Genomic DNA, 22,719 nt, shown 5'->3' with positions numbered 1-22,719 from the left:
GGGACTGCTGCCAGTCTCGTGGCTGGCCTGGGCCAGCCTCATTCGGAGGACACCCTGAACTCACGTATCTCTGCCCCCTCAACCGAAGTGCGCGCCCGCTACACCGGTGGCCAGAAGGTCCCCATCACCACGCTCATCGATGACTACATCCACGAGCGCATCCACATCGAAGGGGACTTCGGCGAGTTCATCCGGCAGCGCGATGCCGTGGTGGACTACAGCTTCGTGGCGGACCACTTCAAATTTCTCTTCACCCGCTTCCTGCCCGAGGTCATCAACCACTCGCAGGAGCAGGACATCCGGATCGGCCGCGAGCACTATGACCGTGGCAATGACTTCTTCGGCGCCTTCCTCGGGCCCCGCATGGTCTACACGTCCGGCTTCTTTCTCTCCCCCAATGACTCCCTGGAGGCCGCGCAGGACCAGAAGATCCGGCTCGTCTGCGAGAAGCTTCAGCTGAAGAAGGGCGAGCGGCTCCTGGACATCGGCTGTGGCTGGGGAACGCTGGTGGCGTTCGCCGCGCGCGACTACGGCGTGGATGCCACGGGCATCACCGTGGCGGAGAAGGGCGCCGAGTTCGCCAACGCGCAGTGCGCGCGCGAGGGCGTGTCGAAGTCCGCCCGGGTCAAGGTGCTCGACTACCGGGACATTCCCAAGGAGCGCTACCAGAAGGTCTCCTGCCTGGAGATGGCCGAGCACGTGGGCGTGCGCAAGTTCGGGCGCTTCATGGAGCAGGTGTATGACCTGCTCGACGACGATGGGCTCTTCTTCCTGCAGATCGCCGGTCTGCGCGCCAAGAACGGCATGCTGGGCTTTCACTTCGAGGATCTGGTCTGGGGCTTGTTCATGAACAAGTACATCTTCCCCGGCGCCGATGCCTCCATGCCGCTGAGCTTCGTGGTGGAGAACCTGGAGAAGGCGGGCTTCGAGATTCACTCGGTGGAGAACATCGGCATTCACTACTCGCTGACGATCTCCCGCTGGTACGACAACTGGATGCAGAACCGGGCCGAGATCGTGAAGACCTACGGCGAGTGGTGGTTCCGGCTCTGGCAGGTCTTCCTCGCGTGGTCGGTGGAGATCGCCGCGCAGGGCAGCTCCACCGCGTTCCAGGTGGTGGCCAACAAGAACCTCAACCGGTTCAACCGCCAGCGCTGGATTGGCGCCACCAACCTCGGCGAGAGAGACCTCGCGGCCCCGGCCTCTCCCAAGAAGACCGGGTGAGCCTGAGGCGGTAACTCGCGAAGCGGCTCCGTGTGGGGGAAGTCTCTTCCTGCCCGGAGCCGCCTCGAGGATCGGCTAGGCTGCTCGCCGCTCCTCTCACCCACGAGGTTGTATGCAGCCCTTGTTCTCCCGCCTGTTCGCCGCGGTGGTGCTGGTACCGGTGTTGGCCTTGGCCGCCCCACCGTCCCAGGCGCCCGCGAAGAAGCCCTCGGCGCGGCCCTCGAAGCAGTACACGATCAGCCAGTTCATGGAGACCACGGATCTGGAGGGGGCCTCCTTCTCCCCGGATGAGAAGAAGCTCCTCTTCTCCTCGAACGAGAGCGGCATCTTCAATGCCTACAGCGTGCCGGTGAAGGGGGGGAAGCCCTCGCCCCTCACGCGCTCGAAGACCGACACCACCTATGCCGTGTCCTACTTCCCCCACGACGAGCGCATCCTCTATACGCGTGACCAGGGGGGCAACGAGAACAGCCACCTGTACGTGCGGGGGCTCGACGGCCAGGAGAAGGACCTCACGCCCGGCGCGAACGTGAAGGCGCTGTTCTTTGGCTGGAAGGAGGATGACGGCTCGGCCTTCTACGTCCTCTCCAACGAGCGCGATGCGCGCTTCTTCGATCTCTACAAGTACGGTGCGAAGACGTACGAGCGCGCCTTGCTCTACCAGAATGACGGCAACTACCGGGTGGCGGGCCTCTCCCGGGACGAGAAGTGGATCGCCCTGGGCAAGGACCGGACCACGTCCGACAGCGATATCCACCTCTACGACGTGGTGAAGAAGGAGCACAAGCACATCACCCCGCACCAGGGCACGGCCACCCACTCCGTCGCCGAGTTCGATCCGGGCTCCACGGCGCTCTACTTCTTGACCGATGCGGGCTCGGAGTTCAGCCGCGTGAAGCGCTACGTGCTGGCCACCGGCCAGCACGAGGAGGTGGAGCGTGCCAACTGGGACATCATGTACACGTACTTCTCCCGGAACGGCACCTACCGCGTCACCGCCATCAACGAGGACGGACGCACCGCCATCCACCTCCACGATGTGAAGGCAGGCAAGCAGGTGGCGCTGCCGCGGATGCCCGAGGGCGGCATCTCCTCGGTGACCTTCGCCCGGAGCGAGAAGCGCATGGCCTTCTACCACGAGGGGGACCGCTCCCCGGGCAACCTCTACGTCTATGAGTTCGCCACGGGCAAGGCCACGCGGCTGACCGATGCGTTGACCCGGCAGATCGATCCGATGGATCTCGTGGACACCCAGGTGGTGCGCTTCAAGTCTTTCGATGGGCTGGAGATCCCCAACATCCTCTACAAGCCGCACCAGGCCACGCCGGAGAGCAAGGCCCCCGCCATCGTCTGGGTGCACGGGGGCCCGGGCGGGCAGACGCGCAGGCGCTATGCTGCGATGCTCCAGTACCTGGCGAACCATGGCTACGTGGTGCTGGGCATCAACAACCGAGGCAGCTCGGGCTACGGGAAGACGTTCTACACCGCGGACGATCAGAAGCATGGCCGGGAGCCGCTGCGCGACTGTGTCGAGGCGAAGAAGTACCTGGCCAGCCTGCCCTACGTGGATGGGAGCCGCATCGGCATCGCGGGGGGCAGCTATGGCGGCTACATGGCGCTGGCGGCGCTGGCCTTCCACCCGGACACCTTCAACGTGGGGGTGGACATCTTCGGGGTCTCCAACTGGCTGCGCACGCTCCAGGGCATGCCCGCGGACTGGGAGGCCTTCCGCGAGGCGCTCTACCAGGAGATGGGAGACCCGGTGAAGCAGGAGCAGATGTTGAAGGACATCTCCCCGCTCTTCCACGCGGACAAAATCCAGAAGCCGCTGCTCGTCATCCAGGGGGCCAATGATCCGCGCGTCATCCAGGCCGAGTCCGGCGACATCGTCGCGGCGGTGAAGAAGAACAACGTTCCCGTCGAGTACGTGGTCTTCCCCGATGAAGGCCACGGCTTCACCAAGAAGAAGAACGAGGTGGAGGCGGGCTCACGAATGCTCCACTTCCTGGACCAGTACCTGAAGAAGTCCAGCCCCTCGCCGGTGAACTGAGCGGGTGGGACACCCGGGGCGGATTTTCCGTCTCGGGTTTATTTTTGCACCGAGCCCTCCGACTGGTGGCCCCTATGGGGAAGGGGCTGCGGATGAGACCCTTCTCCTGCGCACCCACGCGGTCTTGGAGAGCCCATCGTGACCTGGGACATTTTCTGCGATTTCGATGGAACGGTTGCCCTCGAGGACGTCGTTGACTCGTTGCTCGAGCGGTTCGCCCCTCCCGCCTGGCGGGAGATTGATCAGGACTGGAAGCTGGGCCGGATCGGCTCGCGGGAATGTCTGGCTCAGCAGGTGCCGTTGCTGGACATGTCCCGCGCCGAGCTCGACCGGCACCTGGACCGGATTCCCCTGGACGCGGAGTTCGCCGCCTTTGTCCAGGAAGCGCGGGCCCAAGGCCACCAGCTCAGCATCGTCAGCGATGGGCCCGACTACGCCATCCAGCGCATCCTGTCCCGGCATGGGTTGACGGACATTCCCATCCTCTCCAACGTGCTTCACCAGCGTGGCGAGCGGGCCTGGCAGTTGGGGTTTTCCCACTTCCAGGAGAAGTGCGGCACGGGGACAGGCCAGTGCCTGTGTGGCCGGGGGAAACGCAACCCGCGTGAGCCCGCGGGGGGCCCCCCCTGCCTGCTGATTGGCGCGGGCGCTTCGGATTGCTGTGTCGCGCAATGGGCGGACTTCGTCTTCGCCAAGAAAGGGCTGATGGGGCATTGCGCCCTGCGGGGGCTTTCGTATCAAGCCATCCAGGGGTTCGCGGATGCGCGCCGCTTGCTGCCCGGCCTCGCGCAGCGCCTCCCCAGCGGTTTCCAGCCCACCCTCCGGGCGGTGGGCGGATAAAGCTCTTCAGAGCCCGAGTCCGCTCAGCCCCGGGTGAGCCTGGGGCCGCGGCCCCAGGGGCCAGCGGAACAGCCGTTCGTCCTCGGAGATTCGAACATCGTTGATGCTCGCCTCGCGCCTGCTCATGAGGCCGTGTTCGTCGAACTCCCACTGCTCATTCCCATGTGAGCGCATCCAGTTGTTGCTGTCGTCGCGCCATTCGTAAGCGAAGCGCACGGCGATCCGGTTCCCGGTAAAGGCCCAGAGCTCCTTGATGAGGCGGTAGTCGAGCTCGCGTTGCCACTTTCGGGCAAGAAAGGCCTGGATGGCCTCCCGGCCCTGGAAGAACTCCGCGCGATTCCTCCAGCGGCTGTCCTGTGTATAGGCCTGCGCGACCCGGGCAGGATCGCGGCTGTTCCAGGCGTCTTCCGCGAGCCGCGCCTTGAGCGCTGCGGTCTCGGCGGTGAAGGGGGGAAGTGGGGGGCGCTCGTGCATGGATCCTGGATCGTCAGCCTTGTTTCGAGAGGGGCGTGTGCCGTAGTCTCCGCGCGCCTGCATCCCGGAGGAGGGGTTGATGATGAAATTGCTGAGCCAACTTGTTGTCCTGACGTTGTTTCTTACCGCGACTTTGTCCGAGGCGCGGACGTTCGAGGAGATCAAGAAGGACGGCAAGTTCATCGTCGCCACGGAGGGCGGATTTCCTCCCTTCAACTTCTATCAGGGCCCGAAGCTCACCGGCTTCGAGGTCGAGATCGCCGAGGCGCTCGCCAAGAAGATGGGCGTGAAGATCGAATGGCGCGCCCTCGCGTTCGATGCGCTCCTCGCGGGCTTGCGCCAGGACCGCTGGGACATGGTGATCGCCTCGTTCGGCATTACCCCGCAGCGTTCCAAGGCCGTCTCCTTCACGGACCCGCACTACTGCTCGGGCGGAGTGGTCGTCGCGAAGGATCCGGCCGTCCGCACGGCCCAGGATCTCTCTGGCAAGGTGGTGGCGGTGCAGACGGGGACCACCTACCTGGAGAGCGTCCAGAAGCTCCCGGGTGTGAAAGAGGTGAAGAACTTCCCGAAGGACACCGACGCCCGGGCCGCGCTCATGAGTGGCCGCGTGGATGCGTGGGTGACGGACAAGTTCGTCGCCAAGGCCGCCCTCGAGTCGGGCGCCTCCGCGGGCTTGAAGCTCGGTGACTTCGTGTTCATCGAGCAGATCGCCCCCGCGGTGAAGAAGGGCAACACCTCGCTCGTGGAGGCGATCAACAAGGCCCTCCAGGAGATCATGGCCGACGGCACGTACGAGGCGATCTCGAAGAAGTACCTCAAAGAAGACGTTCGCTGCAGGTGAGCACGCGCTTCGACGACATCCCGGCGCTCCGGACGCCCGAATGAACGGCCTCCTCTCCGTCTGGCCTCAAGGCTGGACGCGCCAGCAGCGCAGCACCGCCACCATCGCCGTGTCGGCCGCCGTGCTGGTGCTCTTCTTGTGGCTCGTGGCGACACCGCTGGCCTGGTTGCCCGAGCCCATTGGCCCCGCTGCCCAGGAGTTCGCGGAGGGCGCGCGCATCACGGTGGGGCTGACGCTCGTGGCGGGCCTGGCGGGCGTCGTCCTCGGCGTGTTCGCCGCCCTGGCCAAGTTGGCACCCTTCGCGCCCCTGCGGTGGGGGGCGGAGCTTTACATCTGGGTGATTCGCGGCACGCCGCTGCTCGTCCAGGTGCTGTTCGTGTTCCTTGCCCTGCCGATGCTCCTGCCGGGGGTCCAGCTGTCGGACTTCAACTCGGCGGCCGCGGCGCTCGCGGTGAACGTGGGGGCCTACAACGCCGAGGCGCTCCGGGCGGGAATCCTCGCCGTGCCCAAGGGGCAGACGGAGGCGGCGCGGTCGCTGGGCCTCTCGCCCACGCAGACCTTCGTCCACATCGTGTTCCCGCAGAGCTTCAAGATCGCGCTGCCGCCCCTGGTGAACAACGTGGTGGCGCTGCTCAAGGACTCCTCGCTGGCCTATGTCATCGGCGTCGTCGAGCTGACGAACGTCGGCAACCGGGTGCAGGCCGCCACGTTCGAGCCCGTGCCGGTGTTCATGGCGACGGCCTGCATCTACCTCATCCTCACGACCGTGCTGACCCAGATCTCGGGTGCCATCGAGCACCGGCTCGATATCGAGCAGCGCTCCTGACGCATTCGTCCTTCCATGCCTCCCACCTCTGACACCCCACCGCAGGCGCCCCTCATTGTCGTGGAAGGCGTGAACAAGCACTTCGGGGCCTCCCATGTCCTGAGGGACGTCTCCACGCGCTTCTACGAGGGGCAGGTGGCGGTCATCATCGGCGCGTCCGGCTCCGGGAAGTCGACGTTCCTGCGCACGCTCAACCGGTTGGAGAAGCACGGCTCCGGGCGGATCGTGGTGGATGGAGTCGAGCTGAATGACAGCGTGAAGAACCTGGATGCCATCCGCCGCGAGGTGGGGATGGTGTTCCAGCAGTTCAACCTGTTCCCGCACCTCACCGTGCTGGAGAACATCACGCTCGCGCCCCGCCGCGTGCGCAAGACGCCGCGCAAGCAGGCCCAGGAAGCGGCGTTCGAATTGCTCACCCGCGTGGGGCTGAAGGACCACGCGCACAAATACCCGCACCAGCTCTCGGGCGGCCAGCAGCAGCGCGTGGCCATCGCGCGCTCGCTGGCCATGCAGCCGAAGGTCCTGCTCTTCGACGAGCCGACCAGCGCGCTGGACCCCGAGATGATCAACGAGGTGCTGGACGTGATGAAGGACATCGCGCGCTCGGGCATGACGATGATCGTCGTCACGCACGAGATGCGTTTCGCCCGTGAGGTGGGTGACCGGATCCTCTTCTTCGATCAGGGCACCCTGCTGCAGGAAGCGCCTCCGGATGAGTTTTTCGACAGACAGCACAACGAGCGGATCCGGGGATTCCTGGGGCAGCTCGCGCACTAGCAGTCAAGACCGTCAGGCCGCAGGGCCTCGGAGGGGTAACAGCGTATGAGGATGAGTCGGAAGTTCAGTGGGATGTCTGCGGCGTTCCTGTTGTTGAGCGCCAGCGCCGCCACCGCCCAGCAGGCGCAGCAGGCCGGGGCCTCGCAGCCCGCGGACATGGAGGCGGTGCGCGCGGAGCTGACGCGGTTGCGTGAAGAGCTGGAGGCGCTCAAGGCCGCGAAGCCCGAGGCCGCCACCGGGACCGCGTCCGCATCGGGCGAGTCCAAGAAGGCCGAGCCCAAGACCATCGAGGAGCGGATCGACCTCGTGGAGGTGAAGCAGGAGGACGCGGTGGTCGCGGGAGACTTCCCCGGCTCCTTCCGCATCCCCGGTACGGACATCTCGCTGCGCCTCTACGGCATCGCGGAGCTGAACTGGTTCCACGACTTCCAGGGCGACAGCTCCGACATCGACTTCGCGTCGTTCTCCCCGTACCTGCCGCTCGAGGACACGCCCGCGGGCAACCGCAAGAACCGCAACTTCTTCAACGCCCGTACGTCACGGTTCGGGCTCGCGGCAGGCATGCCCACCCGCTTGGGCCAGGTGAGCATCAAGATCGAGGGTGACTTCGCCAACGAGCCGCGCACCGGTGACACCTCTCAGTACGGCACGCCCCGGAACGTCTTCACGCAGCTGCAGACGAACAGCTACGGCTTCCGTTTGCGCCACGCATACGGGCAGTTCGGCGGGCTGCTCATCGGCCAGACCTGGTCCACCTTCATGGACGTGGACAACTACCCGGAGACCGTGGACTTCAACGGCCCGGTGGGCGCGACCATCAGCCGCCAGCCGATGATCCGCTACGCCTACGCCACGCAGGGCGCGGGCACCTTCACCGTCGCGCTCGAGAACTCGGCGAGCTATGTGCTCAACGACGAAGGGGCCGTCCTGGGCACGAGCATCGCGCGGCTGCCTGACCTGATTCTGCGCTGGGACAAGAGCTTCGGGTGGGGCGCGACGAGCGTGCGTGGCATGACGCAGGAGCTGCGCGTCGATGACGGAGCGGACGCCGAAGGCATCCGGCGGGGATGGGGCGCCGCGGCCAGCTTGCTCGTGAAGACGCGCGGCAAGGACCTGCTCACGTTGGGCGTGACGGGCGGCGAGGGCATCGGGCGCTACCTCAACTTCATCGAGGGCGCCATCTACGACGCGGACGCCGACGAGATCGAGCTCGAGCGGGCCGCCGGCATCATCGTCGGCTACCAGTTCAAGCCCACCTCCTGGGTGCGCATCAACCTCGTCTACGGCATGACGCGCCACTTCGACAACGACTTCACCGACGCCATCGTGGAGAACGGCCTCAACTCGGGCCGCTTCGGCGTCAACCGCTGGGTCCAGCAGGCCAACTTCGGTCCCATCTTCACGCCGGTGCAGGGCGTCGACCTGGGTATCGAGGGCATCGTGGGCTCGCGCAAGACGCTCGCTGGTGAGCGTGGCCACATGACGCGTCTGAACTTCATGGCCCGGTACTACATCAACTGAGTTCAGGAGTTTCCGCCGTCCAGGAAGCGCTCTGGACGGCGGAGGTTTGATGCCGCTGGCTGGAGGCCACGACCCAGGCGATCGTCGACGAAGGCGGGACCTGAGCGCGGGCCGAAAAGCGAGGGAGGAGGGGAGGGCGCCGCTGGAGTACAACCCTGGGCACGCCATGACCGCTCCTCCCGCCACCGCCGAGACTTTGATTGCCGCGCTGACCCGCTCGCTCCAGGAGGAGGGGTTCGATGCTGGGACTCCGCCCCCCGCTGGGACCTTGGAGGAGGCCGCCCTGGCCCTGTTCACCCTGGCGGAGCGGGTCCGGGCCTCCTTCTTCTCGGTCTGGGCCGATACCCTCGACGATGGCACCGTGGCCGCGGGCGTGACGCTGCTCTTCCTGCCGCGGGTGGACGCCGGGTCCAAGGGGATGTCCGGGCGGGAGCCCAAGAGGGTCCGGCAGCACTACGATCCAGCGCTCCATGCCGCGCTGGGCCGGGCACTGAGCACCGTGGCCCAGCGAGGCCAGGACCCCCGCCGTCCGACCCGTGGCCAGGTGTCCTTGCCCCCTGGGGCCGAGGCGCCCGAGTGGCTCTTCCTCGTGGACTTCCAGGACGGCGACCTGGGCAGCGAGGTCTCCGCGCTGGTCCGGGACCGCGAGGCCCAGGCGCTCTTTCGCCCCTTCTCCGCGCTGCCCCTGTCCCCGGAGGAGGCCGGCTTCCTCGACCAGACCTTCTTCTCGCCGAAAATGCTGTTCCAGGGGCACATGGTGCTCTTCACGGGGGAGCCCGCCCCGGAGCGGGCTGCGGCGTGGCGCGCGGCGCTGGCGGTCCTCCCCAGGCACATGAACACCCTGGTTGCGCTTGAGCGGCCCCTGCCGCTGGATCCCCGGACCGGCGCGCTCCTCCTGGACGAGAAGCTGACCCTGGAGCGGGCGATCTCCGCCTTCTCCCGGCAGGATCCCGATCTGGTCTTCATCGAGACCGCACACACGCGCGAGGAGCTGCGGATGCTCGCGCACATCTCCATCACTGGGCATGGGGTCGTGGCCCAGCTGGATGCGGACACCCCCGAGGCAGCGGTCCGGAGGTTGAACGAGGCGGCGGGCACGCCCCGCCAGCCGGTGCTCGTGCACTGCTCCCGTGAGCCGGGAGGCACCGCGAGGCTGACCGTGTACACGGTGACTTATGGGGAGGGGGACACGTTCCAGGTGGCGCGTTGGACGCCCTGACCTCTGCCCGAGTCAGTCATTCGCCCAGGGCGTGAGCGCGGTTGCGCACGGTCTTCTCGAAGGCTGCTTGGAGTTCAGCGAGGACCGAGCGGGAGGGCGCGGGCGCGCCGAGATGCACCGCCCGAAGCTCCTCCATGAAGGCCTCCCACAAGGCTGGGCCCCCTTGCTCCAGCAGCTGCGCGCGGATCGCCAGCTCCTCGGTGACGGGCGTATGCCGCACGCCCCATGCCCCCATGTGCGCGAGCAGCGGCACGAGCTGGATGGCGGGCTCGGTGAGGCTGTAGATGGCTTTCTGCCGGTGCCTGGGGTCGTCGCGCTTGGACAGCAGGCCGGCCTCGAGCAGGTGCTTGAGCCGGGCCGCGAGGATGTTGGAGGCGATGCCCTCCTCGGACTGGTTCAGCAGCTCGCGGTAATGGCGCCGGTTGCCGAACATGACGTCACGGATGACGATCAGGCTCCAGCGGTCGCCGAGCACCTCCAGCGTCAGGTTGATCGGGCATCCCGAGCGGCGCGGTCCTTCCATTCCATGAGCTCCTAGAAACCGCTTGCAGCTTAAAAGCGGTTTGTCTACAACGCAACCGGTTTCAATCTGCAAGCGGTTTGCGCCCCAGCTGGAGGACTCCACGATGGCCCTGAAGTTCTATGCCCACCCGTTCTCGTCGTACTGCCAGAAGGTGTTGATCGCGCTCTATGAGAACGCCTTGCCCTTCGAATGGCGCATGGTGGACAACGCCGAGGTGATGGCCGAGCTCGCGGCGCTCTGGCCGCTCAAGCGCTTCCCCCTCCTGGTGGACGGGGGCCACACGGTGCCGGAATCGAGCATCATCATCGAGCACTTGCAGCTGCATCACCCGGGCCCGGTGCGGCTGATTCCCGAGGACCCACGCGCGGCGCTGGAAGTGCGCGCCCTGGACCGGTTCTTCGACAACTACGTGTCGACGCCGCAGGGGCGGATCGTCTTCAACCAGCTGCGGCCCGAGGCGAGCCGGGATCCGTACGGCGTGTCGGAAGCGCGCACCCAGCTCGAGATGGCCTATGGCTGGCTCGATGGGTGGATGGCGAATCGTGAGTGGGCCTCGGGCCAGGATTTCAGCCTGGCGGACTGCGCCGCCGCGCCGTTCCTGTTCTACGCGCACTGGACCCACCCCATCGACGCGCGCTTCGCCAACGTCCATGCCTATCGCCAGCGGTTGCTGAAGCGGCCGTCATTCGCGCGCGCCGTGGACGAGGCGCGGCCCTACCGCTCCTTCTTTCCGCTCGGTGTGCCCGAGCAGGACTGAGTCCTGGCCGTCCTTTCGAGCGGGCCGTACCCGAGAAGAACTGCGGCGGCTTTGGCCTTGGGCTGTGGATCGCCCGGCAGGTGTGGAAGCGCACGGGGGCTGCCTCGAGACGGGGTTGTGAAAAGTCCTTGGGGCGAGTACCTTTCCCGGAGGTACCTGGAGGCGTTTTGTCCCGATTCATCCTCTCGCTCAGAGCATCGACGCCCAAGCGCGGCGCTCCGGGAAGGTGTGTCCGGAAAACGCCTTGCCCTGGGGTCTGCGCCTCGACGGTCACGGGTTAGCCCCACCGCCGACGGCGCATTCCTGCCTCGCGGCTTGTAGTCCCCCTTCGCCTCATTCCCTCTGTCCCCTCTGAAGGGCTCCCGGCCGCCATGGTGCGCCAGGAGCACCGGGAGTCACCATGAATTCACGTTCAGTGCATGAGCCGCGCTCTGCGGCAACCGTTCCGGCTTTGAAAATCACCACCGAGGACATGACCCGCCTGCGGGGGGTGGTGGAGCGGCATCTGGAGGGCAGCAAGGCGGCAGCGGCCGAGCAACTGGAGCTGGAGCTGGACCGGGCCCAACTGGTGCGGCCGGAGCAGATCCCGCCCGATATTGTCACCATGAGATCGCGCATCCTCTTCGAGGACCTGGACACGGGCCGTCGCCGGGAGGCGTCGCTGGTCTACCCGGAAGAGGCGAACATGGAGCAATCGAGGGTCTCGATCCTGGCGCCGGTGGGGCTGGCCCTGCTGGGGCTCCGGGTGGGCGACATCATCGAGTGGCCGTTGCCGAATGAGCGCCTTGGCAAGCTGCGCATCCTGGAGGTTCTCTACCAGCCCGAGGCGGCAGGCGACTTCCACCTGTGATGCCCGCGCGCCGCTACGGCGTCGCCTTGATCAGCGAGAGCACCTGCGTGAAGGTCCTGTCCCCATTGGGGGTGGTGGCCAGCACGCCCTTCACGCCCAGGTAATTGCCGGTGCCTCCGACGACCGGGATCATCGAGGTGCCGGTGTCGGACTCGCGCCCCGCCACGGTGATGGTGCCGTCGGCCAGGGTGAGCGTCCACTGGCACTCGTTGAACTGGCCCGGCAGCGTCCGAACGCAGAAGCCGCTGTTGGAGCCGATGTTCTCCTTGGCCTCGTTCAGCAGCGGCTGATCAAACACGAACATGTCGCCGGGCGAGTCCCCCGGTGCCCCGAGGTCCACCGAGTTGGCGATGCCGCTGCGCGCATCGGCGATGGTGGTGAAGGTCCACGGCTCGTCCGCGTGAGCGCTGGAGCAGCCCAGCCCCGGCGCGGCGAGCAAGAGGGTGCACCCAGCCCACAGGATGGCCTGCTGCATCTTACCGGTCTCTTTCAAGTTTCTCATTTTATAATGGATATGTTGACTTCCATGCTAAAGCAAATTAATAATTAATTCAGGACTAACAGGAAAAAGGTTCTTGCATGCCAGCGCAGCCGCTGACCCTTCCAGAGCTCTCTCCTTCCGTGGTTCCTGCCTCCGTACGCCAGCGGGTCCCGATTCCCATCATGGATGGCATTCTGGGGACGTTCTGCTCCTTCCACCGCCTGCCAGATAGCAAGGAGCATTTCCTGGTGGAGCTGGGGCCCAAGAACACGGGCAAGCTCCCGCTGGTCCGGCTCCACTCCGAGTGCATGACGGGGGACCTCTTCGGCTCGCAGAAGTGCGACTGCGGCCCACAACTGCGCGAGTCGATCTTCCGGATCAACTCGGAGGGGGGCTACCTGCTCTACCTGCGCCAGGAGGGGCGAGGCATTGGCCTCTACTCCAAGCTGGATGCCTATCAGCTCCAGGGCGAGGGGCTGGACACCTACGACGCCAACCGGCGGCTGAGCTTCGCGGATGACCTGCGGGACTACGCCTCCGCGGCCAGCATGCTCCGGGCCCTGGACGTCACCCGGATCCGCCTGTTGTCCAACAACCCGGACAAGGCGGCGCAGTTGACCGCGCACGGCATCACGGTCGCTGAGCAGGTCCAGACCGGCACGTACATGAACACCCACAACCAGCGCTACCTGCAAGCCAAGGTGCTGCGCACCCACCACAAGATCAACCTGGGTTGAGCGCTGCGATGAACCCCCTGCGAAGAGGCTTTGGCGGTGGTGGTGTCATTCAACGCACGCTGCCGGTTCCACTCCAGCAGGGCGCGGAGCCCGTGCTCCCCACCGCTCAGGGGGGGGATGAGTACTGGATGCAGAAGGCCCTGGAGCAGGCCATGTCGGCCGTCGGGCGCAGCCACCCCAACCCCACGGTGGGGTGTGTCATCGTCAAGGAGGGCCGGCTGCTGGCCAGCGGTGCCACGGAGGTCCATGGCGGCCGGCACGCCGAGCGGGTGGCCATCCAGAGCGTCGCGGACCGGAGCCAGCTGCGCGGGGCGACCCTCTATGTGACGCTGGAGCCCTGCTCGCACACGGGGCGGCAGCCGCCCTGCGCGGAACTCGTGGCGAGCTGCGGCTTCGCACGCTGTGTCGTCGCGGTGGGAGACCCCAACCCCCTGGTGGCGGGCAATGGCTTGCGCCGCCTGCGCGAGACGGGCCTGGAGATCCAGACCGGGGTGCTCGCTCAGGAGGCCATCGCCTGGCATCTGCCGTTCCTCTTCTGGCAGCTGGCGGGGCGGACCTTGATCGCCGCCAAGTGGGCACAGACGCTCGATGGGCAGCTGGCCTATGACGATGGCCGCTCCCAGTGGATCTCCGGTGAGGAGTCCCGGGCCTATACGCACTGGCTCCGCCAGAAGTACGACGCCATCCTGGTGGGGGCGGGCACGGTCCTGGCGGACCAGCCGGCGCTCACGGTCCGCTCCTGCGTGGAGCCGCACCACCGCCAGCCGGTCCGGCTCCTGTTCGATCCGGCGGCTCGCATCCTGTCCTGTCCCGAGGACGTCTGGCAGGGGCTGCTGGAGCGCACCTTCTCTCCCGCGACGCCGACCGTCCTGATGGTGCATCCGTCCGCCCTGGAGGCGGCCCGCCAGGAGCCGCGCGTGGTCCAGCGCCTTGAGCGTATCGAGCACCTGCTGCCGCTCCTCGAGGGGTCCTCTCCCGGGGCCACCCTGCGGGCTGCCTTGGCGGATCCCGCCCTCAGCGCGCACGCTGGACGGCCGATTCACAGCGTCATGGTGGAAGGAGGCCCTCGCCTGCTCTCCACCCTGGCGGAAGCCAGCGTGTTCGATGTGGCCCACATCTTCACTGCCCCCACGCTCGGGGGCGGAACCCGCTACCGGCTCCAGTTCCCGGCGCCGTATGGCACGGGCGTCAGGTTGAACCCCATGGCCCATGCCCGCCTGGGCGAGGATCTGCTGGTGGAATACCTGTATCCTTCCACGCAGAAGCTTCTGGAGAAGCTGGGCGCCGGACGGGCCTTGAGTGAGCCGGTGAAGACCCCCGAGGCCGCGTGACCACCGGTGGAGCCCCCATGAAGATCGCCCACATCAACTGGATTGCCCTCCCCACTGCCGGAGGGGATGCGGTGCACATCGGCAAGCTGGTCAAGGAACTGCGGCGGCTGGGCGCCACCACGGAGGTCTTCGCCGGCACCCGGGGCGCGCTGGACGCGCACTACCTGGAGGCGCTGGATCTGCTGACCCAGCCGCGCGATGAGCAGCGGGCGCTGGAAGAGCTGCTCCAGGCCGTCAAGGGCTTCGACGTGGTGCAGCTTCACAACTCGCAGTTCCACCGCCCGGCGATGACCCGGCGGCTGATCGATGGGCTGCTCGCGCAGCCTCGGCCACCCCGGCTCGTCCACAACATGCACTGCATGACGGATGCCGAGGAGGGCTGGGACGTGCTGCGCCACCGCGGGCTGCCCATCATCGCGCATTCGCGCTACATCGCCGACGAGACCCGCCGGAGGATCCCCCGCGCCGAGATCCACGAGGTGTTCCTCTCGCTGACGATGAGCCAGAGCGCGTACGCCTTTCCGCCGGTTTCCGGGAAGTTGATCCTCCAGCCGACGCGCCTGTCGAGGTGGAAGGGCTCGGCGATCTCGCTCCAGGCGGTGCTCGAGTTGCTGGAGGCGGGCCGGGAGGACTTCACCTTCTTCCACGCGGGCAAGGACCAGCGCATCTTCCCCACGGGACTCGATGAGGCGCTGCTCGCCCGGGTGGCGCCGTGGGAGGAGCGCGGGCGTATCCACTTCATTCACTACAGCGTGGAGCAGAGCTGGGAGGCCATCCGGCAGGCGGACTTCTTGCTGCATCCGACGATCGATGGCGGCTCCCAGGGCGAGCCTTTCTCGCTCGCGGCCGCCCAGACGGTCATGCTTGGCAAGCCGGTGATTGCCACCGACTCGGGCAACCTCCCCATCATGCTCGGAGGATATGGCCCCAAGCAGATCATCCCCATCCAGGATGTGGGGGCCCTGCGTGACGCGATCGCGGCGTGGCTGGATCGCGGCGTGCCGGCGTCCACGGAGGCCGACCGTGCCCTCGGTGAGTCCTTGCGCCAGGGCTTCCTGCGCTCGGCGGAGGAGCACCTGCGCCTGTACGAGCGGCTGCTGGGCCCGGGGTTGTCCGAAGTTGCATGAGTGCCGGAGGGGAGGGAGGGCCGCTGCCGATTCTGCCTTCCATGGGGCTGTTGCGCCTGTCCGATGAGGCCGTCGCCGCGGGCGGCGCCGTCACCCAGTGGAGCTTCGTTCGCACTCAAGGAACTCGCGGGCGTTGAATCGCGGGTGGAAGCCCAGCTCTCTTTCGGCGCGGGCCATGACATAGACGCGATCGATGCGTGCGGGCAGGCCGATGCCTTGCCGTGCGAGCTGTTCGGCGACCTCGGGAGCCCGGCGGCGGATGACGCTCGCCGCGTCTGCCCATAGCCCCGGCATGTCCTCGCGCTGGAAGGGGGAGCGGGCGCAGAGGTTGTACAGCCCGAAGGGGACCGAGGCCTCCAGCGCGAGCTGGTGGGCCCACGCGCAGTCACGCACATCCAGCCCCCGGTGGAGCCGGTGGAGGGCGAGCACTTCGTACGGCTGAGGGTAGAAGCGCGCGGTACGCAGGAGGATGACGGGAAGTCCGTGCTCCTCGTGAATCAGCTGGCAGAGCTGCTCGGCGGCCAGCTTGGTGACGTCGTAGATGTCGCGAGGCTCGGGGGGAAGCTCCTCCGTGACCCACACGGCGGCTTGCGCGCGCGGCTCCATGGCGCGTCCATAGACGGAAGTGGTGCTGGTGTAGACGAAACGCCGGCAGCCATGCGCCACAGCCGCTTCGAGCAGGTTCAAGGTGCCCTGCACGTTCACGTCGATGAAACGGGACTTGGGAAGCTGATCGCGGTGTGGGGCGTGCAGCGAAGCCACGTGCACCACGGCCTCCACGCGTGACACCTGCTCAAAGACAAGTGCGCGATCCTCCACGCCTCCGATGACCTGGGTGAAGGGGCCCGGCGCGACATCCACGCCCGTCACCGTATGTGCGACGGAAAGCTGCTGGCACACCTCCACACCGAGTCGACCCGAACTGCCTGTGACGAGGACCCTCATGCGCTCTGCTCTGGCACCGGGGAGCAGAGAAGTCAAACCACCGGCCCCGGCAATCCCTGGGGCCGGAGTGATGCCATGCTTCGGGTTCGATACCCGCCGCCTCCATCTCGAGAAGCCCAGCAATCTTAAAGGGTTGCTGGGTTTTTCTTTTCCGCTTTCGCTGCCGCCTCAGACACTGGACTCGCCTCTTGTCGTTTCGGCTCTGCCCTCTCTAGGGGGAGCCGAAGTAGGATGGAAGGGTGTGAAGCCATTTTAGCTCTTCACATGCTAATGGAGACGGCGGTCATGGACGGCAGCACGGTCATCAAGGTTGAGAGATTTCTTGGTCGCCCAGGTACGCACGTGCCACTGGACGATGACGGGTTCCTCTCTGATTCCGTGGAGGGCTCTTCTGCGACTACCGCATCGGTGTCCGGCATACGAACCTGGAAAGCACTGGAGCACGAACCGTGTGTAGTACTTCTTGGTGAACCAGGCTCTGGAAAAACACGCGTCATTGAGGAGGCTCGGGCCCGCCTCGCCGCGCCAATCACGACACGCAAAGTCGACCTGGGACTATTCAACGATGGGGAGCATCTTGAAAAGGGCCTTGCTTTCACAGATTGGCTGAAAACGGTCGGGACAGGTGACCTCTATGCTTTTCTCGATGGTTTGGACGAGTGCCTCGTCCAGGTAGACAATGCTGCGCGCATTCTTCTTAAATGTCTTGAGGACATCTTTCCTCAGGATCGAAAGCGGCTCAAGCTGCGTATCGTCTGCCGTACTGGTGCATGGTCCTCGGCGCTTGCATCCAAATTGCTCGAACTCTTCCCCTCAACGAAGACAAATGCTGCGCGACCAGACCAGATCAGTTCCTCGGAGGAAGGAGACGAAGGAGAGCGTTCGGTCACGGATTCGCAGCTCCCCATCTGGGAGCTTCTCCCTCTTAGAACCTCGGATGCGATCACGCTCGCGACCGAGCGCGCTCGTAAATGGGGAAAGACTCTCGACTCGGAAAAATTCCTCACAGCAGTGAAGGATGCATCAGTAGGACCGCTTGCAGCTCGGCCCAAGACGCTCCTCTACGTGGTGGATCTCTTCGTCCAGCATCAGGCTTTGCGAGGAAACCGTTGGGAACTCTACGAGCGAGCCTTACGTCATGGGTGCACCGAGGAGGCAGAATTCCGTGCCGAAAAGATGCCACGGGAGGCTTGGTCGCCCGATGAACGCTTCCTACTGATGGCACGAGTTGCCTCAGGACTGCTTCTCGGCAACTGCTTAGCACTCCACCGAACGGAATCCTCCAGCGTGCTCAAGGGGCACCTCCGTGTTGAGGATCTCGGAGAGAACGGGACAATACCCATTGGTGCTCGCCAAGCGACTCCTGCTGAAGTTCGCCGAGTGCTGCGGGAAGAACCCCACCCACTCCAAACCCTTGAAGGAGAGCTCATCCGCTTCTCTCATCGTACGGAGGAAGAGTTTCTCGCTGCGTTCCATCTCGTGTCCCAGACGACTGACATCGAAAAACTTTGGACCGTGTTATGTGCTGGGAGCGACGCCATTCGCCCACAGTTTGCAGAACTGGCGGGATGGGTTGCCGCGCAAAACGTCTCTCTGCGAGAGCGCATCATCCGCACCAGCCCAGAGGTTCTCCTACTCGGTGGATCATCTACATTGACAGATATGGAGCGCGCGGACCTTACCGAGCGCCTCCTCCAAGCATGTGCCTCACGCAAAATCGCTGATGTGGTTGGAGGTTGGGACAATGCTCTCGACCGTCTATCCCACCCCGACCTCCCCCAAAAGATCTTGCCTTGGCTGGCTTCAGGGCAGGACTTCGTGGCCCGCCGGGTAGCCATACGTATCGCAAGATTCTGCCACCCTGAGCGTGGGCACTGGAATTCAAGGCTGCCTCGCATTAACCCGACACAACCTTTCAGCGAAGGAAACGCCGCCTATGTATTGGCAGAGAATCCCGCGTGGGTCTCAGTTGTTCAACGACTCATCGAAATCGTTCTTGACACAAAAGAAGATCTTCCGCTGCGCGAGAAGGCTGCTTGGGCACTGGAAGAGGTAGGTAGTGCCTCGCATTGGCGATGTCTCCGTCCTCTGATTCACGATACGGCTGGCGATATTAATTGGAACCTCCGTGGGATCGCTCTTCGTGCACTTTTATGGAGGCGTGTCATCAGTCTGGAAGAAGTATTCGCTGCGGTCCGGCATCGTCCTCGCAGCGGATATTTAGGCGCTTATCGTGATTTTGTGTACCAAGAGATTCCACACTGGCTCGAACGGTCAGTATTGCCTTCGGCTTTACGGTGGCTCCGAGAGGTTTGGGTCGCGGAAACTAGCGGCCATACAGAGTCCATCGAAGGAGCAGTCCTACAAGTTGCTTGGCAATACGCCGATGATGAACATGTGCAAAAGGAATTGGTGGCTACACTTCTCTCCTTCTTCCTGCACTGCCTGAGCGTACCGCTGAATAAAAGTACTGTGGATGCAGTTCCGTCTCACCGACGTGCTATCGCAGGGCGACTCATTCGGGAAGCCAAGAACAAAAAAGGTACGAGAATATTGATTGGTCGTGCTCTGCGGGCTGCGGCCGAGCTAATTCGACCGGAAGATCTGCACTGGCTTCTTTCATGGCATCGTGATGAGACCAATGCAGAAGTGAGACCTGGGATACGCAATGCGGTAAACGCGTTGTTTCCTCTTACGCTTCTCGAGCATACTGAAGCACTCATTATCGCGTGTGACCAAGACCCAGAGCTAAAGTTAAGCTTTCGTGGGATCCTCGAACCCTGGAACCTTGATGATCCTGAGGTAGTACTCATTCGGCAGGACGCGCTCAGTATGGCCGAACGGCAGAAATCTCCCATTGACTCGGAGTCAGAAATCCAAGCCTGCCTTGTCGCATGCACTACTGAACCTGCTCACTTCGAATCCCTGCTGTTCGCCCTTGCTCAACCCGTTAATGGAGAGGGCAGAGAAATTAACCCTTATTTTTCACCGCTAAACGAGCTACCTGGATGGCAAAAAGCAGACGAGGCTCGTCGCAGAGCTATCCGTGAAGTGGCGGCGAACTTCCTTTCAAGCGTACCTCCCGAGGTAGATAAATGGTTCGGGAAATCAGAGTGCTCAAGCGATGTCCTCACTGGAACTCGTGCACTCATGTTGCTCTCCGAGTGTTTGGAGAAGCTGGATAACATTCCATTCCCAGCACTTGAGGAGTGGGCAGTGGCCATGCTTACTTATGGCTTGGACGCGCAACCCCAAGAATGGCTCGTTCCTATTCTGTCTGCCCTGGCAAGACGCTTTCCACAGGCTATCTCCGATACGACAACTCAGCTCTTGAAACTCTCAAGCGACCCGCACAATGCCGTCGGACTTCTCCGCAACTCTCCGCTCTTTTGGTGTGATCCGCTTGCCACTCAGATCCGAACATGGCTCAGAGAGTGCTCTCTTACTGATAAGCAGGATGATGCAGCACTATCTGCCTTGATACGAACCGACGCAAAAGAGGCAGCACACCTTTGTTGGGATCGCCTCGAAAAAGCAATGTCACCCATTCCCGAAGGCATGCTGCCTTACACAGCCAATGCGGCGGTCGCGCTCTGGCAGACTATTGAGACTCAGGATTTCAAACGCTGGTGGGGGCTGACTTCTCGTGCGGAGAGACTATCACGCAAAACCGTAGAAGAGATCGCGCACCGACAGTTCTGGGGTAGAGAAAGCCATGACATAATCAATGGATTGTCCTCGCAGGATGCAGAAGCTTGGATCCGATGGCTGATCAGCGCTTATCCACATCGGACTGAAGTGCAATTTCAGGCACGATTATGGCGACCGAGGCTGCCTTGGGATGATGTTGCGAGTTTGCGTAATGCGCTGATTGAAATGCTTGCGCGTCGCGCAACGCCTGAAGACGTCGAAATTCTTGAACACTTGGATCAAGAATCCCCAGACTTGAACCTCCGGTGGCTCGTTGCCCGGGCTCATATGGCCCGGAGAAGCCATGGGTGGGCAGGGTGGCATTTGAATGAGCTTTGGGCGCTGCTGCGTCCGCCTTCTGCACCTACCGCGGTTTCACCCCAAGGCTTCGATGCAAAACGCATGCGTGAATGCATGCGTTCTGCTGCCATCAAGGGTGTGTACCTCTTGGGTTGCTTTGATAAAAGAGTAACGCTCTATGCACAGCAATGCCGGGCACTGAATTTAGTTCATGCGCTTGTAGAGCATGAAGAACTCCGTGCAGGAGTACGGGTGGCCGTAATTGGCGGAGGGGTTGGAGGGCTCACCGCTGCTGCCGCAGTGCGCCTTACCGGTGCTTCTGTCACGCTCTACGAGAAAGAGAAGCAGCTTCTCCCAATCCAACGCGCGGCGCACCATCGATGGGTTCATCCTCATATCTACGAGGCGCTTGAGTGGCCTACTACGGACGTCTCTGATCTCCCAGTGCTACCCTGGAAAGCTGGGCCTGCTTCAGACGTTGTCATGCAATTGGAGGCTGCTTTCGAGAAACTCGCATCTACTATGGGGAGCATTCATATTCATCGAAATACACTCATTAACAAGATCAGTAAAGGAACTTCTGGAAGCGTATTACTGATGGACAAAAATCATGTTCAAACGCAGTACGACATCGTTATTGTTGCGGTAGGTTTCGGCCAGGAGAGTTCCTCGGCCGATATCACAAACGCGCGTTCCAGTTTCTGCAAATCCCCGATCTCGTACTGGGCATCCGACGAACTGACGGAGCAGGTTGACGGCAAGCGTATCCTCATTTCAGGCTCTGGTGATGGCGCACTGATAGACCTTGCAAGAGCTTTGGTTGCGGACTTTCGCCATGCAGAGTTTGTTGAGGACTTGCTTAGAAATTCTTTGTATCAACCTCTGAGGCGCCAGTTTATGGAAATCGAAGATCGCCTCAGGATGAAGACCGATGTCTGCCTTTGGAGCGAGTATTCCAAGCGCATACAGGTGCCCCAGGAGGTTTTTGAATTTCTTCGCACGAGAGAGGACGCGAACGTGACCTTCAACTTCTCTCACTATGGCTTTTTTGATCGAGGTACAGCCCTCCATAACAGGCTTCTCGCATTTCTTTTTCTGAGTGCACAACGAGGCGGGAACTCCCTCGTAAATCGGTGGCCTGGTAGAATAATCAAGGTTGATGCCTCGGATAAAGCCCAGCGTGTCTTTGTAGATCCTCGGGCCAAGCCTCACGAATCTGCAGAGACCTTCATAGATCACGCCCCCCTTGTTCTTGAGGGAAGAGAGTTTGACATCGTCGTGTTGCGCCATGGCCCAGCTGCCAACTACTTCGAAAAAAACCTGCCGAATCTTCAGGCAGACGTTGACCGTCAGCGAAAGGTCCTTGCAGAACTCGACTACTCTCGCCACCTGGTCCCATCCACTCAGGATTATTTTAGAAGATGTTCGTTACTGCTACCAGGATGTAAAGCTAGTCAATGACAATGCGATTCAGAGTTTCGCCAAGACAAACCTGGGCGTGACGTGCTAGTACTACTGTGTCATAAACGTCTGCCTTCCCCTTGGGTCCCCACTGCCTCAGCGGCTTTGAGGGCACGCTGTTCTCCGAGGGAAACCATACGTTTGTGACACAGTAGTACTAGGAGCATTTACGAGAGCTGCACGCGACTGATCTGGCTCGTACTCGCCAAAAATTCCGAGTGGCGGGTTCGATTAAGCATAAGACGGATAGAGACCGTGTTGAGGGGGGGCGATGCAGAGGGGCCAGGAGGGTTGCTGACAGGTGACCCGGGCTGTGCTCCTACCCAGGTTCCTCCACCAGATTCTCCCCAGCTACACCTTGCCAGGGCACACGCTATTGTCAGCCTCCTATGGGCTTCTCGTGAGCCCTGGGCGACAGGGCAACTCGGGATGCTCGTGTCCAAGCAATTTTACCCTGGTGGGCTGCATGTGCCCCCTGTGTGACCCTCCAGCGGGGAATTGAACGGGACGAGACCGGACGGAGCGGGGAACGAGCCAGTGTGAGATCAAGGCGCTAGGAGTGTGTTGCAGTAACGGGAAAACAAGCTTCGACCTACGAGCGGGAGTACCGGCTCCGGAGGCAAAGCCCATCAGGTAGTAGGTCATCGGATTACCCCAACAGACTCCTAGCCCGGATCGATCACCGGGGGAGGGATCACCGGGTGGGGACCCACCGATAACTGAAGAGTTCTCAGGCACTTCA

18 protein-coding genes are annotated in these 22,719 nt (G+C 63.4%); 14 read left to right on the top strand and 4 right to left on the bottom strand.

Features of this window, described 5'->3' with window-relative positions; genetic code table 11:
- Positions 1 to 87 precede the first annotated feature (87 nt).
- The 3 genes from KY661_RS23370 to KY661_RS23360 all read left to right on the top strand — a co-directional run bounded on the left by KY661_RS23370 (position 88) and on the right by KY661_RS23360 (position 4,114).
- Entirely contained in the window at positions 88 to 1,224 is a 1,137-nt protein-coding gene (locus KY661_RS23370; protein ID WP_225412329.1) for a class I SAM-dependent methyltransferase, read from the top strand.
- A 112-nt stretch (positions 1,225 to 1,336) separates the two neighbouring features.
- Complete coding sequence (locus tag KY661_RS23365) at positions 1,337 to 3,274, top strand: S9 family peptidase (protein ID WP_225412328.1); 1,938 nt, start codon at positions 1,337 to 1,339, stop codon at positions 3,272 to 3,274.
- Between the two features lie 138 nt (positions 3,275 to 3,412).
- Positions 3,413 to 4,114: an HAD-IB family phosphatase gene (locus tag KY661_RS23360; RefSeq protein ID WP_225412327.1), complete on the top strand. Its 702-nt coding sequence runs from the start codon at positions 3,413 to 3,415 to the stop codon at positions 4,112 to 4,114.
- Positions 4,115 to 4,120: 6 nt separating this feature from the next.
- On the opposite strand, the gene KY661_RS23355 is transcribed toward KY661_RS23360, so the two are convergent.
- The gene (locus tag KY661_RS23355; RefSeq protein ID WP_225412326.1) at positions 4,121 to 4,588 is read right to left on the bottom strand and encodes a nuclear transport factor 2 family protein; all 468 of its coding nucleotides are present in this window, start codon (positions 4,586 to 4,588) and stop codon (positions 4,121 to 4,123) included.
- 79 nt (positions 4,589 to 4,667) lie between these two features.
- Between KY661_RS23355 and KY661_RS23350 the strand changes: the two genes are divergently transcribed.
- From KY661_RS23350 to KY661_RS23330, 5 genes are all read left to right on the top strand, one after another.
- Positions 4,668 to 5,432 carry an ABC transporter substrate-binding protein gene (locus tag KY661_RS23350; protein WP_225412325.1) on the top strand — a complete coding sequence of 255 codons (765 nt, stop codon included), beginning with the start codon at positions 4,668 to 4,670 and terminating at the stop codon, positions 5,430 to 5,432.
- Between the two features lie 40 nt (positions 5,433 to 5,472).
- Positions 5,473 to 6,258: an amino acid ABC transporter permease gene (locus tag KY661_RS23345; RefSeq protein ID WP_225412324.1), complete on the top strand. Its 786-nt coding sequence runs from the start codon at positions 5,473 to 5,475 to the stop codon at positions 6,256 to 6,258.
- A gap of 15 nt (positions 6,259 to 6,273) precedes the next feature.
- Positions 6,274 to 7,035 carry an amino acid ABC transporter ATP-binding protein gene (locus KY661_RS23340; RefSeq protein ID WP_225412323.1) on the top strand — a complete coding sequence of 254 codons (762 nt, stop codon included), beginning with the start codon at positions 6,274 to 6,276 and terminating at the stop codon, positions 7,033 to 7,035.
- A 72-nt stretch (positions 7,036 to 7,107) separates the two neighbouring features.
- The gene (locus tag KY661_RS23335) at positions 7,108 to 8,556 is read left to right on the top strand and encodes a DcaP family trimeric outer membrane transporter (RefSeq protein WP_225412322.1); all 1,449 of its coding nucleotides are present in this window, start codon (positions 7,108 to 7,110) and stop codon (positions 8,554 to 8,556) included.
- A gap of 166 nt (positions 8,557 to 8,722) precedes the next feature.
- Complete coding sequence (locus KY661_RS23330; protein ID WP_225412321.1) at positions 8,723 to 9,775, top strand: P-loop NTPase family protein; 1,053 nt, start codon at positions 8,723 to 8,725, stop codon at positions 9,773 to 9,775.
- A gap of 16 nt (positions 9,776 to 9,791) precedes the next feature.
- Here KY661_RS23330 and KY661_RS23325 read toward each other — a convergent pair whose 3' ends face one another.
- Positions 9,792 to 10,298: a winged helix-turn-helix transcriptional regulator gene (locus tag KY661_RS23325; protein WP_225412320.1), complete on the bottom strand. Its 507-nt coding sequence runs from the start codon at positions 10,296 to 10,298 to the stop codon at positions 9,792 to 9,794.
- A gap of 103 nt (positions 10,299 to 10,401) precedes the next feature.
- Here KY661_RS23325 and KY661_RS23320 point away from each other — a divergent pair, with 103 nt between their 5' ends.
- Both KY661_RS23320 and rnk read left to right on the top strand, forming a co-directional pair.
- A complete protein-coding gene (locus tag KY661_RS23320) occupies positions 10,402 to 11,055 on the top strand; it encodes a glutathione S-transferase family protein (protein ID WP_225412319.1) in 654 nt (217 codons plus the stop codon).
- A 400-nt stretch (positions 11,056 to 11,455) separates the two neighbouring features.
- The gene (rnk, locus tag KY661_RS23315) at positions 11,456 to 11,905 is read left to right on the top strand and encodes a nucleoside diphosphate kinase regulator (protein ID WP_225412318.1); all 450 of its coding nucleotides are present in this window, start codon (positions 11,456 to 11,458) and stop codon (positions 11,903 to 11,905) included.
- Between the two features lie 13 nt (positions 11,906 to 11,918).
- On the opposite strand, the gene KY661_RS23310 is transcribed toward rnk, so the two are convergent.
- A complete protein-coding gene (locus KY661_RS23310; protein WP_225412317.1) occupies positions 11,919 to 12,398 on the bottom strand; it encodes a dirigent protein in 480 nt (159 codons plus the stop codon).
- A gap of 170 nt (positions 12,399 to 12,568) precedes the next feature.
- Between KY661_RS23310 and ribA the strand changes: the two genes are divergently transcribed.
- Genes ribA through KY661_RS23295 form a run of 3 tightly spaced genes read left to right on the top strand, consistent with a single transcriptional unit; the run spans position 12,569 to position 15,581 of the window.
- The gene (ribA, locus tag KY661_RS23305; RefSeq protein WP_263437293.1) at positions 12,569 to 13,123 is read left to right on the top strand and encodes a GTP cyclohydrolase II RibA; all 555 of its coding nucleotides are present in this window, start codon (positions 12,569 to 12,571) and stop codon (positions 13,121 to 13,123) included.
- Positions 13,124 to 13,131: 8 nt separating this feature from the next.
- Positions 13,132 to 14,454 (top strand): bifunctional diaminohydroxyphosphoribosylaminopyrimidine deaminase/5-amino-6-(5-phosphoribosylamino)uracil reductase RibD, encoded by a 1,323-nt coding sequence (ribD, locus tag KY661_RS23300; RefSeq protein WP_225412315.1) that lies wholly within the window; start codon positions 13,132 to 13,134, stop codon positions 14,452 to 14,454.
- Positions 14,455 to 14,471: 17 nt separating this feature from the next.
- On the top strand, positions 14,472 to 15,581 hold the full coding sequence (locus KY661_RS23295; protein ID WP_225412314.1) for a glycosyltransferase family 4 protein: 1,110 nt from the start codon (positions 14,472 to 14,474) through the stop codon (positions 15,579 to 15,581).
- Between the two features lie 90 nt (positions 15,582 to 15,671).
- Here KY661_RS23295 and KY661_RS23290 read toward each other — a convergent pair whose 3' ends face one another.
- Positions 15,672 to 16,526 carry an NAD-dependent epimerase/dehydratase family protein gene (locus KY661_RS23290; RefSeq protein WP_225412313.1) on the bottom strand — a complete coding sequence of 285 codons (855 nt, stop codon included), beginning with the start codon at positions 16,524 to 16,526 and terminating at the stop codon, positions 15,672 to 15,674.
- Positions 16,527 to 16,811: 285 nt separating this feature from the next.
- On the opposite strand from KY661_RS23290, the gene KY661_RS23285 reads away from it, so the two are divergent.
- On the top strand, positions 16,812 to 21,977 hold the full coding sequence (locus KY661_RS23285) for an NACHT domain-containing protein (RefSeq protein WP_225412312.1): 5,166 nt from the start codon (positions 16,812 to 16,814) through the stop codon (positions 21,975 to 21,977).
- Positions 21,978 to 22,719: the final 742 nt, after the last annotated feature.

The organism is Allostigmatella hybrida (assembly GCF_020103775.1).
In the GTDB taxonomy this organism is placed as follows: Bacteria; Myxococcota; Myxococcia; order Myxococcales; family Myxococcaceae; genus Hyalangium; species Hyalangium aurantiaca.
The sequence above is the reverse complement of the archived record's forward strand: the minus strand, read 5'-3'. Positions and strand labels throughout refer to the sequence as shown.

Coding starts and splice junctions, on each gene's coding strand:
- KY661_RS23365 (WP_225412328.1), top strand. CDS start 1,337: ATGCAGCCCTTGTTCTCCCGCCTGTTCGCCGCGGTGGTGCTGGTACCG.
- KY661_RS23355 (WP_225412326.1), bottom strand. CDS start 4,588: ATGCACGAGCGCCCCCCACTTCCCCCCTTCACCGCCGAGACCGCAGCG.
- KY661_RS23350 (WP_225412325.1), top strand. CDS start 4,668: ATGATGAAATTGCTGAGCCAACTTGTTGTCCTGACGTTGTTTCTTACC.
- KY661_RS23345 (WP_225412324.1), top strand. CDS start 5,473: ATGAACGGCCTCCTCTCCGTCTGGCCTCAAGGCTGGACGCGCCAGCAG.
- KY661_RS23340 (WP_225412323.1), top strand. CDS start 6,274: ATGCCTCCCACCTCTGACACCCCACCGCAGGCGCCCCTCATTGTCGTG.
- KY661_RS23335 (WP_225412322.1), top strand. CDS start 7,108: ATGTCTGCGGCGTTCCTGTTGTTGAGCGCCAGCGCCGCCACCGCCCAG.
- KY661_RS23330 (WP_225412321.1), top strand. CDS start 8,723: ATGACCGCTCCTCCCGCCACCGCCGAGACTTTGATTGCCGCGCTGACC.
- KY661_RS23325 (WP_225412320.1), bottom strand. CDS start 10,298: ATGGAAGGACCGCGCCGCTCGGGATGCCCGATCAACCTGACGCTGGAG.
- KY661_RS23320 (WP_225412319.1), top strand. CDS start 10,402: ATGGCCCTGAAGTTCTATGCCCACCCGTTCTCGTCGTACTGCCAGAAG.
- rnk (WP_225412318.1), top strand. CDS start 11,456: ATGAATTCACGTTCAGTGCATGAGCCGCGCTCTGCGGCAACCGTTCCG.
- ribA (WP_263437293.1), top strand. CDS start 12,569: ATGGATGGCATTCTGGGGACGTTCTGCTCCTTCCACCGCCTGCCAGAT.
- ribD (WP_225412315.1), top strand. CDS start 13,132: ATGAACCCCCTGCGAAGAGGCTTTGGCGGTGGTGGTGTCATTCAACGC.
- KY661_RS23295 (WP_225412314.1), top strand. CDS start 14,472: ATGAAGATCGCCCACATCAACTGGATTGCCCTCCCCACTGCCGGAGGG.
- KY661_RS23290 (WP_225412313.1), bottom strand. CDS start 16,526: ATGAGGGTCCTCGTCACAGGCAGTTCGGGTCGACTCGGTGTGGAGGTG.
- KY661_RS23285 (WP_225412312.1), top strand. CDS start 16,812: ATGGACGGCAGCACGGTCATCAAGGTTGAGAGATTTCTTGGTCGCCCA.